The 17,667-nt window shown below is 45.1% G+C and carries 14 protein-coding genes and 1 pseudogene; 1 reads left to right on the top strand and 14 read right to left on the bottom strand.

Going from position 1 to position 17,667, the window contains the following annotated elements:
- Positions 1-51: 51 nt before the first annotated feature.
- From ASL14_RS19485 to ASL14_RS19430, 12 genes are all read right to left on the bottom strand, one after another.
- On the bottom strand, positions 52-753 hold the full coding sequence (locus tag ASL14_RS19485) for a hypothetical protein (protein WP_134913111.1): 702 nt from the start codon (positions 751-753) through the stop codon (positions 52-54).
- Between the two features lie 96 nt (positions 754-849).
- Positions 850-2,136 carry a hypothetical protein gene (locus tag ASL14_RS19480; RefSeq protein WP_134913110.1) on the bottom strand — a complete coding sequence of 429 codons (1,287 nt, stop codon included), beginning with the start codon at positions 2,134-2,136 and terminating at the stop codon, positions 850-852.
- The gene (locus ASL14_RS19475; protein ID WP_134913109.1) at positions 2,114-2,527 is read right to left on the bottom strand and encodes a hypothetical protein; all 414 of its coding nucleotides are present in this window, start codon (positions 2,525-2,527) and stop codon (positions 2,114-2,116) included. Before ASL14_RS19475 ends, ASL14_RS19480 begins: the two co-directional genes overlap by 23 nt.
- 14 nt (positions 2,528-2,541) lie before the next feature.
- Positions 2,542-4,227 carry a M23 family metallopeptidase gene (locus ASL14_RS19470; protein WP_134913108.1) on the bottom strand — a complete coding sequence of 562 codons (1,686 nt, stop codon included), beginning with the start codon at positions 4,225-4,227 and terminating at the stop codon, positions 2,542-2,544.
- 9 nt (positions 4,228-4,236) lie between these two features.
- Complete coding sequence (locus ASL14_RS19465) at positions 4,237-6,432, bottom strand: DUF1269 domain-containing protein (protein ID WP_134913107.1); 2,196 nt, start codon at positions 6,430-6,432, stop codon at positions 4,237-4,239.
- Positions 6,433-8,406: a VirB4 family type IV secretion system protein gene (locus ASL14_RS19460; RefSeq protein ID WP_223264040.1), complete on the bottom strand. Its 1,974-nt coding sequence runs from the start codon at positions 8,404-8,406 to the stop codon at positions 6,433-6,435.
- 20 nt (positions 8,407-8,426) lie between these two features.
- The gene (locus tag ASL14_RS19455; protein WP_134913106.1) at positions 8,427-9,215 is read right to left on the bottom strand and encodes a hypothetical protein; all 789 of its coding nucleotides are present in this window, start codon (positions 9,213-9,215) and stop codon (positions 8,427-8,429) included.
- 359 nt (positions 9,216-9,574) lie between these two features.
- Complete coding sequence (locus ASL14_RS19450) at positions 9,575-9,994, bottom strand: hypothetical protein (RefSeq protein ID WP_134913105.1); 420 nt, start codon at positions 9,992-9,994, stop codon at positions 9,575-9,577.
- A 33-nt stretch (positions 9,995-10,027) separates the two neighbouring features.
- A complete protein-coding gene (locus ASL14_RS19445) occupies positions 10,028-10,483 on the bottom strand; it encodes a metal-dependent hydrolase (protein ID WP_134913104.1) in 456 nt (151 codons plus the stop codon).
- Entirely contained in the window at positions 10,480-10,998 is a 519-nt protein-coding gene (locus tag ASL14_RS19440; RefSeq protein ID WP_223264368.1) for an HD-GYP domain-containing protein, read from the bottom strand. Before ASL14_RS19440 ends, ASL14_RS19445 begins: the two co-directional genes overlap by 4 nt.
- A 20-nt stretch (positions 10,999-11,018) precedes the next feature.
- The gene (locus tag ASL14_RS19435; RefSeq protein ID WP_134913102.1) at positions 11,019-11,858 is read right to left on the bottom strand and encodes an HNH endonuclease; all 840 of its coding nucleotides are present in this window, start codon (positions 11,856-11,858) and stop codon (positions 11,019-11,021) included.
- Between the two features lie 12 nt (positions 11,859-11,870).
- Positions 11,871-12,143 carry a stage V sporulation protein S gene (locus ASL14_RS19430; protein WP_134913101.1) on the bottom strand — a complete coding sequence of 91 codons (273 nt, stop codon included), beginning with the start codon at positions 12,141-12,143 and terminating at the stop codon, positions 11,871-11,873.
- A gap of 788 nt (positions 12,144-12,931) precedes the next feature.
- Between ASL14_RS19430 and ASL14_RS19425 the strand changes: the two are divergent.
- A pseudogene (locus tag ASL14_RS19425) lies at positions 12,932-13,060 on the top strand (IS3 family transposase); the annotation flags it as partial.
- Positions 13,061-13,267: 207 nt separating this feature from the next.
- On the opposite strand, the gene ASL14_RS19420 reads toward ASL14_RS19425, so the two are convergent.
- Positions 13,268-14,764 carry a M6 family metalloprotease domain-containing protein gene (locus tag ASL14_RS19420; protein ID WP_134913099.1) on the bottom strand — a complete coding sequence of 499 codons (1,497 nt, stop codon included), beginning with the start codon at positions 14,762-14,764 and terminating at the stop codon, positions 13,268-13,270.
- 98 nt (positions 14,765-14,862) lie between these two features.
- A complete protein-coding gene (locus ASL14_RS19415; RefSeq protein ID WP_134913098.1) occupies positions 14,863-16,809 on the bottom strand; it encodes a protein-arginine deiminase family protein in 1,947 nt (648 codons plus the stop codon).
- Positions 16,810-17,667 lie beyond the last annotated feature (858 nt).

Below are 17,667 nucleotides of genomic sequence, written 5' to 3'. Positions count from 1 at the left end.
GCGCTTAACACCTTCACATCTGGACGCTGGTACTGCACATACTCCGCAGGATTAATGATTCCGATCATGTGCTTCTCCCTCCCATCTGCTACAAAGTTCCTCCACACGACTACACATTTTTTCTTCCTTAAAGTTGCTGAGATCGCTGCCGTTTACATTGAACATGACGGACGCTACACCATAATCTTGTTTCAGCGTTTTAAATGCCGTGTACGCATGAATTAATTCCATCGGTTCATTAATGGTCAGCACCAGATGATCTGCTTCCCGAATCGAAAAGAAGGTTAATGGATGAACCATTTGGCCTTGCAGGACAACAAAAATGTAGTGATATCCCGACAAATGCAGTTTCAAATAGGTCGGTGCTTCCTGAACCGTGGACTGCTGCTGAAGCTTGATTAACGTCGGCGTATCCGGCTTACTCTTGGGCTGAATCAGCAGTGCATCAAAATCAGGAAATGAATGAAGATACTGATGAATCCCCCGAAGCATCGCCCGATCATAATCAATGAGAAATTGATCCACCGTCTCCTTAGGCTCCAGTTCTGAAATCCCAAACCGATAGGCAACGCGCGGAATTCCTAGACATGGAAATTCCACCACAGCAGCCGTTTGACCACGCTTCTTCACTAAGTTCAGCAACTTTTCAAGCAGTTGGAATGAATCTGTACCAGACGGATTCCACAAGGCGACCATTCTTCCCTTGACCGATGATTGCTTTATCTCCTTTTTAGAATTTCGTTGTAAAAGCATGACACCTCTCCTTTGGTTGTTTTTTTGAGAAGCACTATGACCCTCAACCTAAATAAAAAAAGCCCCCACCCGATCTGCATCAGGTAGAGGCTCAAATTAATGGGTAAACCAGCGTTTTTTCTTTTCTTTCTGCTCCTGATCCAGCCAAAAGCTCAAATGGCCTTCCCGGGTAAAGGGATTGGCTATCAATGCATTCTGTATCATAGATGAGGAAGAAGGAGAGAGTAGCTCCTTACACTCCCGGAACATCTCATCATCTGCATAATTAATAACGAGAGAAGCTCGCTTCATGAGCATTTGCATATCCTGTAGATGGCTAACCAATCGCTTCAAATCCCACGGGGCTGCCGATAGGGTTAGAAGCTGAATCTGACTCCTTAAAAATTCCTGAGCTGTCGTATTGAATTGCGGCTTTCCTTCCGTTAGCTCCACCAGCATACCAAGATCAAGAACAATTACTTCATAGTCTAAAGCGTACACTTCCATGACATCTGCTGTTGTTCGATTGGGGAAAAAGTCGATACCTTGATGATGAAATTTAAATCCATCAAAATCCGAAGCAAAACTGACTATATCGGAAGGACGGTCATTGCTCTGATATTCAACAAATGCCGTTTTGAATCTTTGTGCTGTTTCAAACGCGACTTGAATCGCCGTATGCGTATTGCCACTACGTGCTGCTAAAGCTCCTACAGCTACCGTATAGGGCTGAGGAATATGGGACATGTTCGGTTTGGCAAGCTTTACAGATGATACAGCCACTTCCTCTTGATCGGCTACTGTGGCCTCTTCGTTGGACAGATTGACGGAAGAAGTCTCTTCTACGGCCTGCTTTGCCTGTTCCCCTTCAGGGTGTGAACCTTTCTTCGCAGCAAAGCGTTGTACCGCTGCTTGAATGGATTGCATTACTCCCTTGGATTCCTTGGTAAACTGAGATTGGCTTTCCACCTTCGCATCACGATAACCTTCAGGACGCTCAGCACGTTCCAAACCAAATAGAGGAACATCGGCTATTGTTTTTTTTACTTCAATCCACGCTTGAACATCTTCCACAGCAAAATGTTCGGTTGTGTACACATCGTATATACCGTACATCCCAAGCGTTCTGCACCAATCCTCGTCCTCTTCTGGAATAAGGACGATCAGACGTAATTCTGGAAGGCATACGCGAATTTGTTTGAGCAGTCGAATACTCTCCTGCTTATGAGCAACTCCGATGGCTGCATCTACAATCGCAATTTCGGCCTCTATTTTCCCGGCTACTGCTGCAATCTCAAATTGCTCCAAAGTAACATCCACGCCGGAAATCGTGTAATCTTTTATACGGAGTGCCTTCGTGAGTGGCTCAAGTATAGGCTTGCTAAACACCAGGTGCAGGTCCAATCATTGTCCCTCCTTTACCTAGAAGCCAGTTTAGAAACGCAATGATGAATTCAATAATTTGAGGCCAAAATTGAATGATTAAGAATCCAGTCACCACAAGAAGTAAAAATAGAAAGGCAAACGCCATAACCTTCTTGAAAAATGCCCCCACAAGGAGTAAACAAAGAAATATAATAAAGGCCAATCCTATATAAAGCTTACTTCCTGAACGTGCAACTCCAAACAACTCATTTCCCTTCGACTCTAACTGTTTGCCGAACTGTTCCGGGTTAAATTCTGTGCTATGCTGCTGGACTCGTTCAGCTACGTTCGTATCCGATGCGAACACCAACACTGGATGCACAATACATATGAATACCGTCAGCATAATGACATACCATTTCATACTCATGCTCGTTCTCCTTCCTATAGACTGGACAATTGGTCATAAAATGAGCTTACATTCTTCCACCAATTGTCTGTGTCTGCTGCATAATAGCCATTGGGATTATCTCGGCTACTGAGCCACTGAATTGGATTTGCATTCGCTGGGCGGCCCTTGGAAAGTTTGACGATTGTACGAGCTGCGATCCGTGCAGATTCGCCTGTATTCAATGTAGCTCCTTTACCATTACTCCAACTGCCGAAAACATTCCACGGGTTTCGAATGATCTGGCTGGCTTGCGAGTGACTTGCTGGAACAAATGATTGCTCGGCTCCCGTTATGGCAATAAGCAGATACGGGTCTACATTTGCCGCTTTGCCTGCTTGATCAATCATGCGTAGAATGGATTCTTTGGCAAGAGCTGAGTTACGAGCCTGTAGCCACTTTTGGACAGCCGTAATATTTAGCGCCTTATAGGTCAATAATTTGGAACCTGTATAGCCAAAGTAAGATAGAGGGTCTACAGGATTTCCACCTATCCGCACTTCAAAATGCAAATGCGGCCCTGTAGATCTCCCTGTACTTCCTACTTCGCCAATTTTCTGCCCGGACTCAACATCCTGTCCATTCACCACATCAATACGGGATAGATGATAATATCGAGTTTCCATATCTGCATGACGTATAATAATAGCGTTACCCGCAGTCCCCATCGGAGCAGCGTATACCACAATGCCTGCTTTCACAGCCGAGATGGGTGCTCCCTCCGGTGCGCCAATGTCAATGCCGTTGTGTTTCTTGGTTTCACCCGTGATGGGATGAACCCGTATCCCGAATGAAGATGTTATTTTGGAGGAACTCGGTGTAGGCCAACGTAAATCTCCCCCAGAAGGTAGCCAATCATCAGGAGGCAGGAAGCCTCCGTCGATCTCGTCATCAACTAAATAGGAGAGCCAATAATCCATTAAAAACTCCTGATCGATGTCGCTAACTTCGCGCTCGATCAGGAGTTGCTGGAGTGGAGTCCAATCTTCAAAGATCGTTTCAATATTTGTTATGGAAAACCAGTACACCGTTGTCGCCAGTGTGCCACAAGGGGAAGATTTTTTGGTTACCACGACACTTGGTTCGTATGAGTATACATAACTGTTTTGCATCGTATTGGCTCGCATCAACAGTTCCTCTTGCTTTACCATAGTCCCAGTCACGATTACCCAGGACTCTTTTTTTCTCACACAATATTCGGTAACGGTTTTCTTTTCACGAGTGTCCCACTTGAATGTCGGCCTAACCTCTTTAAACGTCTGTTCAGGTTTCAAAATTACTTCTTTCTCCAGTTCAGCGTAAGTGCTTAGAAAAGAAGGGTCGTTTAATGTCCGATCCACAATGGCAAGCCATCCCCACGGTAAGGCATACGGCTCCACTTGATTTAATTGATTTTGATTAAAATCCTCTTTCCAACGAACAGCGACCTGCTGATATTCGGTGATGGCATCTTCCTGTTCTTCTTTGGTGCCGAAGTACAATGCCTGAATCTGATCTTTATCGGAGTATGCACCTAAAATAGAATGCTTTGGCATTTCAAAGATGGCACTGTATGCAACTACACAGATGATAAAAAGACCAAATATAATAAGGACATACGGCATAATCGCTGCCAGGAGTTTTATGACAAGCCGCTCAGCAACCATTTTAACCGCACGTTTCGCTAGATGTTTAAAGTCCATAACTCCCCCTTATAGATCATAGTTATAGTGCCTAGTCCCCGACCGTTGCGGCGGAAGTTCAGAAGAGGGCATATCTGCCTGCTGATTTTGCTCAGAGTGGCTCATGACAGGAAGGACAGGCTTACGAGAAGAATCATTTTGAGAGTTAGAAGACTGGAGCTGCTCTCTAACTTGAATCTGCTCCTCCCTTACGTTCTCAGTTCCATTTGAACCTGTATTTGAAACCATCTGCTGTGAAGAACGAATATTTTCCATAATCATTTTGACCCGGCTCGGTCCAGCTTTTCTTTCTGCAATTGTCTTGCTAGGTTCAGAAGTAAGCACAGATTGAGGACTGGAGCTGGCCCCAGCCGAATGTACGACTTGTGTCAAAGATGGAGATATCCCTTCTTGACGGTTCAGACCTTCCCGTCTGTTCGTTACATTTCCAGACTGCACAGAGGTATCAGAATGAGGGGCAATCATATTCACGGAGGAAACTGAAGGTGCAGCTCCCGCGACCGTTGGTGCATTTGTTGCCAGTTGTCCTCCTGACAAGGCAAAACCCGCTTCACCACCTGTATTCATCTGTCCAGATAGTCCATGAAAAGTTGTAGAATTGACACGTTCACCACCACTCATAGGAACTGCCACATCCATCTCCATAGGTTCTGCTTGTGCAGATACAGATGAATCCCTCATCTGCTGTATTCCTTGTACCGCCTTATTTCCTAACCAAAAACCACCTTTAGCAAGACTTTCGGCACCTTTGCCTGCCCAGCCACCAACTTTAGCTCCAACGGCTGCTCCCATTAGCGGATTGCCAGCCATCAGTCCAATGGAAGTACCAGCGGTTGCCCCCGCTACTTTCGCACCGTAATTCAGAGCAAAACCAGCAACTCGGCCTCCTGTTTGTACCGCTTTTCGCTTCCATGATACGGGAGCTGTACCTGCTGCACCGGATGCAGCCGGAGTAATATTTCCAGAAGGCAGGGAAGTACCGGCTGCCATTTCCCCTTCTTGCAGCCCTCCTCTATCCATTCCGATATCTTGACTCTGTCCTTTTTTAGATTTACCAAAGCCTCCAGATGAACCTTTAGGACGAAACATCCGGCCCAAAGCCATCATGCTGCCCGCGCCAAGCATGGAACCAAACCCGGAACGTTTGCCAGCTTCTTCTCCCCCCAAAAGTTTACTTACTAGACCCTGAATGGAAGAAAAACCGAATAGGTATGCCACAATAATCCAGTTGGACACACCATCCGAACTGTAACGGAGTAGCAAGAAAAAAAGCCCTAATGCGACCGCGTGGGCGCAGGGCATAAGCATATATGATAAAAACAAATCCCACCACGTTTGCAAACTATGGCGGAACTTAGGAAAAATGGTTAACACAGCCGAAACCACAAAGGTAGACACCAGAATCATCAGCATGATCATCCGAAGTGTATATTGATAATTGAGGGTTGCCATCATCACCGCTGCCAAAAGCACCAGCACCGCAACCACAAACCCACGGTATTCAATCATCTGCCCGTAGCCTTCTGCACCATTGCCCCAAATCATATTCAAAAATAAGTTCGGTTCGACACCGTTATCCACCATCGCCGCCCAAATGAGATCAGTGAACTTTCGGGAAAGGTACGCAACAAATGTCCAGAGATAATAACCAAAGCGAATCGACAACAGGCCAACTAAAAAGGCTGTCAGGTAGTCTTTAGATTTGCTTCGATTTTCAGACGACGTACTGTTCCATAACATCAGTGCTGCTAGAAGCAGTACGGCTAAAACGAGAGGAAACGGCATAAAGCGCTCAAATGTTCCATACAGCGCATCAATGGCAGACATCATCCCCTCAGTGAATACACCGAGATACAAGGAATCAGGAGTTTCACTACTCCCTCCTTGCAAAAAACCATCACCAGTTGGATTCGGATTTTTCCCAAATACCAGTAAAGTAACATCTTTCATTCCAAAAAATTGAATGAGAAAATTAGCACTACCAATCAGCACATCCGAAATAGAACGCTCTAAAAGACCAGGTTGGTTGTCCGGATTATCATAATAAGCATCCACCTGTTTTCCAATAATTCCTGACGATCCAGCGTTTTCATGCTCCGAATCTTGCTGCTGTTTCTGTTGTTGCACAGCTCCTTGCGCCCAAGCCGAGGCTGGAGCCGAGAAAACGAACCCCAAGAGACAGAGCAGTATAAGCAGCTTTCGCATTTACTCCACCCTTTCCAGTTCCCGAATATATCGTTTTCGCTCTGCATACAGCGGATCGTTCGGGTCGGAAGTAAACAACATATGTTCAAACGGCGAAGCATCCACATGAACGATAGCCGACTGGTTGTCCACTTTCACCAGCATGTCTCCCTTTCGCGCCTGATACACTAAAAAATCAGCTTCACCTTCCGTCAAAGCCAATTTCCCCCGTACTGCATCAATGTCCAGCGATTCCTGGATACCGATGATTTTGATCGGGCTGTTCTTAATCGCTGCCATTCCTGCTTGAGAACGAGTAAACACCTCCAAACCTTGTGTGACTGGAACAATACCTGTGTTTGTCGAACGTCCTTCACGAAATGCTCCTTCTGCCCAAACTGCACCAAAATCCTCATCCAAGAAAATATTTTGGCATTCTTCAATAACAAGCAGCTTTTGAATCTCGGGATGTTTTTTCGCCCAGCGCTCCATCATCCATCGCTCGGTGACAAATAAACCAATCGGACGCATAATTTCAGCGTCCAGCCGATTAATTGCAAAAGCGAACAAAGGCGCTCTTTTAAGTTCTACAGTGGAGGAGCCGTCGAAGATCGCATAGGATTTCATATTTCCCTTCCGAGTAAACGGTCGAAACAGTTCTCCAGCCTTCCGTATAGCTTCGCTGGGACTTTCCAGCATTTTATCTAGTAATCCCACCAGTTCCGGCATTTCCTTTCGCGTCTTACCTACACGGAACTGGCCCTCAAGTTCCTCACTGACGGAAACATACAAACTTTCCGGATCAGAGGTAATCCCATGTTCGGCATACTGTTCCCGAATAGCCGTTCCAATGAAGACCTTCACCTCACCAGTGAGTGCTTTGCGGTCGTATACAGAAATCATTTTGAACGCTAGCGCCTGTACAGAGTTAGCAGCTTCTTCAATGTCAACATATCTTGTCCCTTCTGCCAATTCTGTAATGTCCACATCGTAAGGATTAATACGATCTTTTGAATACTCGCTAAGCTCGACAAAGGGACACCCAACCGCTCGCAAAAAATCACCGTATTCCCCTTTCCAATCAATAATTCCAACTTGTCGCCCAATGTGCGTGGAACGATGACTAAATAGCTTGGTCACAAAACTTTTCCCGGCTCCGGCACGTCCGATAATACACATATGATAGTTGGCTAAGTCAGGGTGCCAGTTGTCCAGCCACGCTGGACGTCCACTTCGATCTTTCCCGATCACGACACCAGTTCGATGGTTTAAACTGCCACCACCAAACGGAAATAAATCGGCGACATTGGAACTTTCCAGAGACAGCACATGTTCCTCCGCATGTTTAAACGAAGTGGCAGTCGGCAGCACCCCTTGCAAGGCTTCCAATTGCCTTCCGTCTGCGGATCGCAAATAAAGCGACTTTCCAGCAAACCGTTGGACTAATGAGCGACAAAGCTTCATAAGTTCTTTCCACTCTGTTGCACTGACAATGACCTGAATGCTTGCACGGAAGCTGCGCTCCACATTCAGCCGTATACGTTTTTGCCGTTGCTTCAAGTCGGCAATTTCGTCGCGCATCGCGTCGATCTTACGAACATCTTTTTCGTCAGCCAGGTCAGACAACAACCCGGCAATCCGTCGACCAATAATATTAAGTTCCTGGTCATTGGCCGCCGGATAGATATGCAAAACCAAATCGACATCGCCTTTATCGTAATTCCCACGAATTAGAGAATCCAACATACCGGCCCAAGTGTTCCCTGATGCAATCTCAACAAAGTAACTTCGGAAGTATCGGGCTGGGATCAAGGTTCCTCCCACTTCGACCGCATAGCTGTCAACTTTAACATTTTTTGCGGTCATATCGTTCGGAATAGTTTCGCGGATAAATGACGGGGCTGCAAAATCGACGCCGCCCGCTTTCCCCGAATCCAAAGGAAGCTCTTCTTGCACAGTTACAGCACGTTTTTTTTTGAACCTATCAAATATCAATTTATAAACTTCCTTTCCTTTTACGAAGATTCGGATTCTACGGTTAATGAGCGCTTTATCTGTTTGAAACTTTCGGATTGGAGAGCATCAATCATCCGTGCTTGTGGAGACAATTCCCGTTGTAACATCTGGTAACTATAATTCCAGATGCCTGCGCGATCCAAACGTTGATATTTCATCCCCACTTGTTCGCAAAATCCGTACAGGGTATCCGCAGCTTCCTCTAAAATTTGAAGTGCTAACTCAGACTTCTCTTCATCTGATATGCGATTGCCTGATGAACCGATTTTTCCAAGCGTCGCATCCACCTTCCCGATACCTACTTGTATCCCGTTTACGGAAGACGCGCGAATAGGATCATACTCAAAGATGACGTAGCCCCGGTAATCCCGTATCGCATCCTGCTCTAAACTCTGTGTTAAGTAGTTACTCACATCTCGACCAGAAGCTTTAAGTGCTGGATAATGGTCTGATAGTTGTTCCACAGAGGCATCATAGGTTTGGGTGTAATCCTTCATTTCGAAGAGTTGTGACTGAAGGACAAATTTATAGGGTAACGATAAAGTATTGACCAGTCCTAAAAAATTAGTCCAGATCGCCTTATGTTCTTCAAGAGAAGCATGATCCGAATTAATCGGCTCCACTTCCACAACCATACGAAACAAGTTATCGCGCTCTGTCATTCCATCCCAACTCACTTTAGTTTCCTTGCTACCAAGTACGTCTTGTGCCGTTGGGATCGGCTTCTTCTTAGCGTTCCACATCCAAAGCAGCGATACAGCTAGGACTCCGAGTCCGATCCAAACCATGTTCAAGCCCCCTCCTTTTTGTATGCAAATATTCGGCGGCGCACTCTTAATCTGATCATCAAAGCATAATACCTCCATACCGGGAGATTGGTCCCGGTATGCCTGAAGTAACAGAGATACATGCAAAGAGCAAAAGGTATGCAATAATGAAGACGTGAATACATCCAGTCATTTCCAAGCAGAGGAACAATATTGCTCATTTTAACCGACAAGAAAATCCCTGTGGCCCACCACAGGGATTGCTTAAAACTAAGTCCAATACCAAACACGGTCAAGAGTTTTTCCTTAATCTTGCTTTGGTAAGGTATTGGATGATAATTTCCCCACATATAATTTTCCTTTCTGCCTGTACCTCTGTCTTATTTGAGATACGTATTAATATCAATCCCCAGGATACTGAAGCCGAAACCTAGAATTTGCTCTGTCCAAAACGACAGAATCAGAAAACCGACCAAAGCAATTAATTGGGTCTTGGTTTCTCGAAGCGTCTCTGGACTAAATCCTGCTCTAAAAAACGAAACGGCTAGCCAGATACCGAAGACAATACTCCCAAAGATAAAGATACGCCGAGCGGAGTCTACAAGGTTGTTAGTCGATTTATCGACTGTCGTTTCCAATTGCGTTGTACTACCATTACTTTTAAGGCGGTCTTTAATGCTGCTACCCGTTTCGGCATATGTTGTATGTGCAGGCAGAACCATACTTACAGCGAAAACCGACATCCACACGATAAGGATTGCAATCATGCTTGTCCGGCTTTTCGTCAGTATACTCATCATGAAATTTTCTTCCTTTCTTGTTCCCTAAAAATGTTAAAACAATAAGTGGAAATAATCATATCCACCTAAAACCATCCAACCTCCCCATGCAGCAAGGGTCAAGCTTTCGACAAACACAGGCGGAATGCCGAACAGCGGAACACCGAATTTGAACGGAATTGGCCATAACAAGGCAATCCTTCCGGTGACAACATCGAGCAGCAAATGCGATATATATCCAATCAAAAAAGGCCACTGCCAGCTTGAATGAACGCCTAGTAGTAACCATATGCCGAAGCCAAAAAGAAGACTATGTGTTAATGTTCGTTTACCGAGTGTACGTTCTAGCATACTCGGTACAAATGGAATCCAGCGTCCAAGCAGACTATTCGAGCGGTCAATATCCGGCAACAGAGAAGCTGCCGCTACCACTGCAAGCTGGGCTGGGGAATGGATACCAAGGACAACCGCTGCTGTGATTCCTCCGATCAGATGAGATGCCCCGTTCATACGACTGCTCCTTCATAGACCAACTCCAGAAATCGGTCAGTTATCCTCGGGTCAAAAGCCTTACCGTGTTGCCCCTTCACATAATCCAATACCTGTCCTAAAGGCCATGCTTCTTTGTATGCTCTTTCAGATGAAAGGGCATCGAACACATCACAAATGCTGACGATTCGACCATAGAGCGGGATTTCTTCGCCCATCAAGCCATGAGGATACCCCAGACCATCCCAGCGCTCATGGTGAGAGGCGACAATGGTTTGCGCCGCCTCCATTTCCTCACCTGTGTACACAGATAGAATTGACAATCCATAGTCCACATGCCGCTGCATTAATTTATATTCATCTTCACTGAGCTTACTTGTCGATTCCAGTATAGACGTAGGAATCGAAATTTTCCCAATGTCGTGATACAGTGCTCCGTAACCAATGAGTTCAATTTCCCGTTCGCTTAACTTCAATGCACGAGCTAAGTCCATTGAAAGCATTCTGACACGTTTTGAATGTTCGGGGTCGAGCATGTCTAATACGTTCTTTAAAATCAAATCTGTTCCTCCTCCAGTATTTGTTTCAATTCAGCCCGAAGCCACTTGGCGGCCTCACTTCCGGAATCCAAAATCTTCTGAGCAGATGCCAAGACCTGCTTGGCCTTCTTTTGCTCCTGATCCTCATCTTGTTTGACAAGTTGATTCGCTCCCTCCTGCTCCAAAATCACCTTGCGCAAATCTCTGGTGCTCATCGCTTCATCATTGGCTTTAACGAGCAGCATAGCCGGTTCGCTAGAATGACTAGCTACTCTGTGGTGATACCAGCTCAATGAAGGGATTCGGGATTCAGGCGTTGGGAATGTGCGATACACATGCACCAGTTCTCGAATTTGAGCAGGGCTGACGCCAATTTGCGATGACAGAAACTTTTGCTTTGCTCCGGCAGCAAGCATGGCATCCAGAAGCTGGCCCTTAATAAACCTCGTTTCTTGTTCTTGCTCATCAATCTGAATGTACGCTTGCAACAATTCCTCAATTTTCGGCTGAGGAGCTGGCTCGGTTGGTGGCGGCTGATAAGGCAACTTGAGTACATCGGCAATTTCCTCCGGTGCTACTCCTTCTCGTTTGGCTACAATCTGAATGAGTTCATTACGATCCAGATTGCCATCATGAAACAGTCGATGATGCCAGCCGCATAAGTGAATCAGGTTTTCCCGACGGTCTTCTCCGCCAGCTCCCCTTGTCCGAATATGGTGAGGCTCTCCCTCTGCCGGATGATTGCAACGTTCCTGCGTAGTAGCATCCACATATTCACAACGATGCTCGGATTCCTCCCGAATCTGCTGTATGACCTCACGGCTACGTATACGTGTTGGCTTGATCAGGGTCATCATGAACGCTTCCCCTTACTTCGCCGGCTCTACAATCAGCCTCAGTGCTGTACGATCTGCTCCGTTGATTACAACATCGACGAACGCTGGTACACAGATCAAGTTCACACCGTTTGGAGCCACAAATCCACGTGCAATGGCTACAGCCTTCAAAGCCTGATTCACAGCAGCAGCACCTACAGCCTGCAACTCGACCTTCCCATTTTCTTGAATGCTTGATGCTACTGCTCCCGCCAAAGAATTGGCTTTCGATTTTGCGGATACTTTAAATACATTTTCAAACGACATATATGTTCCTCCTGTATGGTGGTTGGACGAGTGTCCTCACCCTTTAAATGACAAAAAGCCCCTACCTGAATATACAGGCAGGGGCTATCTTGATCTTGGTACTCTGTGATAATTTCGTAATGTGTACTAGCTGATTTTACTGTTCCACGACAGGTCCTGTTCCAATTTTTTCGATTAATCTCACTAATTCATTATTTTGTTCAGACCATTCATAAAATTCATCAAGCACCATATGTTTCAATCCACACACTCGTATAGAGTGCGACGCAAAAAGCCGATTTTTGTATGAGTTTCTCATGCGGAAATCGGCTTCTCATATATACAGCGCATGCGCGTGCGTTCACCATGAACAACCGTATAGGAACTGCACAACAAAACAAGGCAATTAAAATCCCTTGTAAACTAAAAATAGCTCCTTCACAGGAGTTATTCTTGTTCAATTTCTATGAAATTTTACAATACTTCTTCTTTGGCTTATTTCCATTATACACCGCTAAGCAATATATAGCAAGAACTTTTGTTCTCATTTTTTTAAAAGTAACCACCTTTAAAATATCCGTAACCAACTCCACATTATCAGTTTAATCAACAAACTACATAAGTGTCACCCACACCACTGCAGCACGTAAGACCGAAGTACAAATTACGATATGCCCGCCTCTTTTTCCGTAAAAGAAACAAGCTGTGTCAGTTTTAAACTGCTACAGCTTGTTTCTTTTGAACCGTTTATTTTGAATATTCACTAACTTCAAATGTACGAGTTCAGTAGCTAGCGGGAGGCATACGAGACGGTGACGAGCTATATTCGATTTTACAATGAACGGCGAATGCACGGAAGTCTCAATGATTTAGCACCGAAGCAGTTCCGCCAAGCCATAGCTATGCAGCAAGTGCAGGCTAAGACCGTTAAAGTGTGAGCAAAACCATGAAGAACTAAGCCATCGCTATATTAAGTGACTGAGACTCAAAAGTTCGGGTGTTTAACCGGTTTGTTATCAATTGAACGAACAATTATGGGGACTTGGTAATTCCTCTCGTCCCCAGATGTCACATGAAACCTCCACTCCTGAAGCACACAGGGCTATGGGAAATCTAAGGGTCTACACACCATTTTTTTCTGTAGACTATAGGGTAGACTCTACTTGAAATTCAATATTTACACCGGGGTTAGTAACATTTGAAATTACTAGTCCTGAATCAGTGCGATCCCACCGTTTGCTAGATGGATTGGTGTTACTGGAGATGGCTATTCCGGTAACCTCACCGAATAAATCTCCTCTATCTCCATTGTTCAGATTGCGTTCTAGATCTCGATTCCCATCCGCTTGTAACAGGGCTACTTGATAATGTCTAGTTGGGGTACCTTCTTCGTATTCGTTAGAACCTTCAGTATCGCAATGGTAAATGGCGAGGCCGCTAGAAGGCAGGTTTTTGTCCAAATCCAAAGCTGTGCGATTTTCAATAAGAAAATATTCATTAGGTTTATCTAACCGAAATTTCATAATCGTATCATAATTACCATGCTTAGCAGTGAACGCTCCCCCATTGTTCAAATCAATGTGGTTGTCACACCAGCCAGCTAAATTTCTCAAATAGGCGCAAACCGGAGATGGGGTCAGACCGTTATTTAGGTGATTGCCTGAGCCCATTAGACAGTAGTCACCAATTCCTGCACTTTTATCTAAATCATTGTCACGTTTTCCATAGTCATAAATATCAGGAAAGCGACATAGTAGATGGCCAGTTTCATGGCAAAATGTACCTATACTTATGGTATTGGGTTGTCCGAGACCGGTCAACAAATAAAAATACGTACGGATACCATTATATTCTAGTTCTGTGACTGAATTGTGGGGCCAAAGGTTGCCTTCATATAGGGACATTCCTGCGTATAGAAAGTTTATCGCATCAACAATGCCCTCTCCGGTAGAATCAAATTGCGATAGGTCAACATGTAAATCGTTCACGACAATGTCCATTGCTTCTTTTACAAATAGGTTTTCCTTGTAGTAGTCCCTTGGATGGGACAACCTAACAGGTCCTACTACGAGATTACTATAATTTAATTTTCCGCTGGACATCATTTTGAAATATTCTCGGGCTGAACAATAGTTACCGTTTTTATGATAGTTCTCGCCATTTAACATTTCGTCAACATCATTTCGAGTAACAGATGTCGAAACATCAGCAAATTCTACCAATACGGTAAGTCCCAATACATTACCTTGGGTGACTACCATGCCGTCAAGTAAACCATTATTCGGACCATGCGTTCTCCTTAGTTCGTTACTCGGTCTGCTTGAACGGTTTATGCGTGGATCAGTTAAATCTGGTAGAAGTTCATGAAACCTGCTTTGATGTAATTTGGTTTGAACCGATAAATCTTCTTTAAGGTGTGGAGCTATTTCGGCAGCTACAGGACCTGTTACCTCTGTTCCTGTAGATACAAAGTGACCATTTTTTAAATCTGCATAACAATATTTGCCCAGGCTATCATCGAATACGACACTATAGCCATCTAATGTTTCGTACCTCGCATAAAATTCATCACCAAATACTCGCAATTTTATTTCTTCATCACCGTGGGGGAAAACCAACACTTCTCCAAATATCGCACTCATAAATTGCCTCCTATCGTTTTAGGGATTCACATAAAAAACAGATGATCTACCTTGGTTTTCTATAAAGATTGGTGAAAAAAATATTGTTTTGGTAGGTTCTATAAGTTGTATCCCCCTTCTGGGATAAGTTCCCACCATTTAATGTGGGTAAATGGTTTGCGACGTACATTTGTTCCACAGTGTACCTCACCGAGCATCTCATGATAGCTGTACCAATCATCAATAAATCGGACGTCCCGTTCTGGAAGCGCATTTCGGAAGGCGCGTTCAAATTCATCTTCCCCGTTGATTACCGGACCATAGGGTTTTGGTACTAAACTCGTATTGTTGATCACCAGATGATTAACCATGTCTGGGAAAAAGGCAGCGGTCCGTTTGTCGATCGATGAACGTGGGTGAAATAAAACCGGGATCTCAATAACGTCAACGTCGGTCAGATCCAAATTCTCTCTCAGGATTCGCCGGTTAATATCCATGCATTTTTGAAAGTATCTATTTTCGCTCCAAAAGTGAGTATCAGACAACAGATCATGAACCGTCGTTTCTGCTGATACCCTCTGTCCGTCCTGACTACGGAATAGACCTTTGAACATTATTGTTTTGCCGTGGCCTTCTTGTGCAAGACGGTCGAGCACAGCTTTAGCTCGCATCGGAGAGGCAACTAGCAGTTTAAACCCTTTGTCGTTTGATGCAGGAACAAAGCCAATAATTTCATCCACATGACCTACTGAAAGCCAGTCTGTGAATATTTCAATCGGGCTTTGTACTTTTTGAGCGTGAAGAAAATGACGCAAATGTGGCATCATCTGACGGGAACCTTCCTCATAGTCTCCGTAAGCACGGCCTCCGAAGATGATTCTCCCGAATGGGTAATGACGTCCCTTTACAGTAACAGGTGGACTCACTTCTAGGTTTCCGAATGAATCGAGCGAATTCGGAGTGCTGCCTCCAACTTGGAAGTGACCGAAGTCAGGTCCAAAAAGCCGTTTTTCTGGGAAATCATCCAGACCTCTGTCGCGTGGACTGTCAAAGACAACTGGTAAGCTATGGGTCGGACTTTCACAATACCCGATTTCGATTTCATCTTGTATCCAGCGATCGCCTTTGTTTTCAACAAAGGGGATTAGGCGCAAGGGAACGCCAAGGCTGCTACACGCGCTGGTAAGACCTTCAAGAAATTTTGAGTTTTCGCCTTCTTCAGTACTAGGAATGACACATGTGAATACCTGCTCGACAGTAAGCGTGTTCGGTGTCATAATCCAAGGTGCTACGCGGAAGACCACAGTGTCCATAGCGGCGGGGATTCCTCCTGTCCGGCGCAAATGCAATTCTAAAGTGATTAACCCATCAAAAAAAGGACCTGGGAAATCATAAGCTTCAATTAATAAATGCTCTCCGCGAGGATCCAGTGGTGCAGATTGGGAAAGCGGTTCTTGATTGGGTCTGCGCCCCAAAAAGGACTCCAATGAGCCGTTGGCTTTCTTACGGAATACGGCGAATCGATGAGCCGTTTCGGGTGGGGTGTAGAGAACCAGTTCAATCCCCTCGGGCAATCGTTCCAAGCCTGTAGGTCGAACAATTAGAGGAGCTAGTTCTGAATGTTCATTTGGGCCAGGGGAAAGGTCCGAAATGTCGCGATCGTTATTAACCAATACGATGGCCCCGGGTTGCCCTTTACCCCAAACCCAATTTCTCTTTCCTTCTTCAAGCTGACCGACAACTCCGTCCCGGTTTGCGTCAATATCGAGGACCACAGGTATGTTTGCCATATCTATGCGCAACTCATCTGTGATAGAGCCATCTGGAAAAACATGGTGTAAGATAGCATGACCTAGCCCGTTGCTTTTTCCCGCGATACTCATCATTCCTTCATAAGGTAACGGAGTTTGAATAGGGGTATTTAGTGCCAGGGGTGTCCACTGGTCATTCTGAACAAAAAAAACATCAACGTTAGATTGTTCGGCGAGCATGATAGTACCGTTAGTTTTATTGAAATAAAATCGAGATTTTTGTCCAACGCCACTGTAGAGCAGTATTGGGTCCATTTTATGTTCACTCCTTAACTTTTTATATGGTTGTCGATTCAAAGCTGATTATAAGTAACTGATTGACTCCTGTTTAATCGCAGCACAGAATTACGACAGAAGAAGGCTAAGGCAATTACCAATGCCTGTGAACACTTTTATAATTACCTAGCCAAAAAGATAATATACACCTGATAATCAACCTTTTATAAATTGTCCCTACTTTCCCGAGCTTCGACACTCCGTGCTCCCGCATACTCTTTGTGTTCCACACTATCCCTTTGCGGGCAGCCCTTTCGGTATTCTGCTTTCATCGCGTCGTTTCTCCTTCCCGTGTGTACTCGAGACTTACGATTGTTCGGCCCTTCCCGAGAAAAAAAGTTCCCGGTAGTATGGCGTCTGCTGACTTCTCACAGCAAGCTTTACTCCATCTTTCGGTTTTTTTCCTACTTAACGTCTGTGAGATCTCCCCGGGTAAGAGCGATAACCTTCCCCTCATCAATCTGCCACATTTACATCATGGATCCGGGCTGTATTGGACTTTGCTTTGTCTTGCAAGCTCGTCCGTCCCACCATGCCTTCTATGTGATTTCTACTCGTCAGACCGAGGGTTTGCCTCCGGCTTCCTTCAGATTCCGCCTCGTGGCGGTCATCCTTGCCCTTGGCTAACAGTTCCTACTGCCAAGCCTGTAGCGGACTTTCACCGCCAAGTTATCGCCCATGCCGGGCGCACAAGCAAAAAGCCCTCGACCTGATCCAACAGGACAAGGGCTATGTTCCATTTCGATAGTGCTAAGATTTATGCTGAGCCTATGGGCTGGCAGGACTTGGGGCGAAACGGCTCTCTGCGGCTTCTTAGCCTTTATGACGGCGTATGCT

It is taken from the genome of Paenibacillus sp. IHB B 3084, assembly GCF_001447315.1.
Classification (GTDB): Bacteria; Bacillota; Bacilli; order Paenibacillales; family Paenibacillaceae; genus Paenibacillus.
Note: the sequence above shows the minus strand (reverse complement) of the source record. Positions and strands in the feature narration are given on the sequence as shown.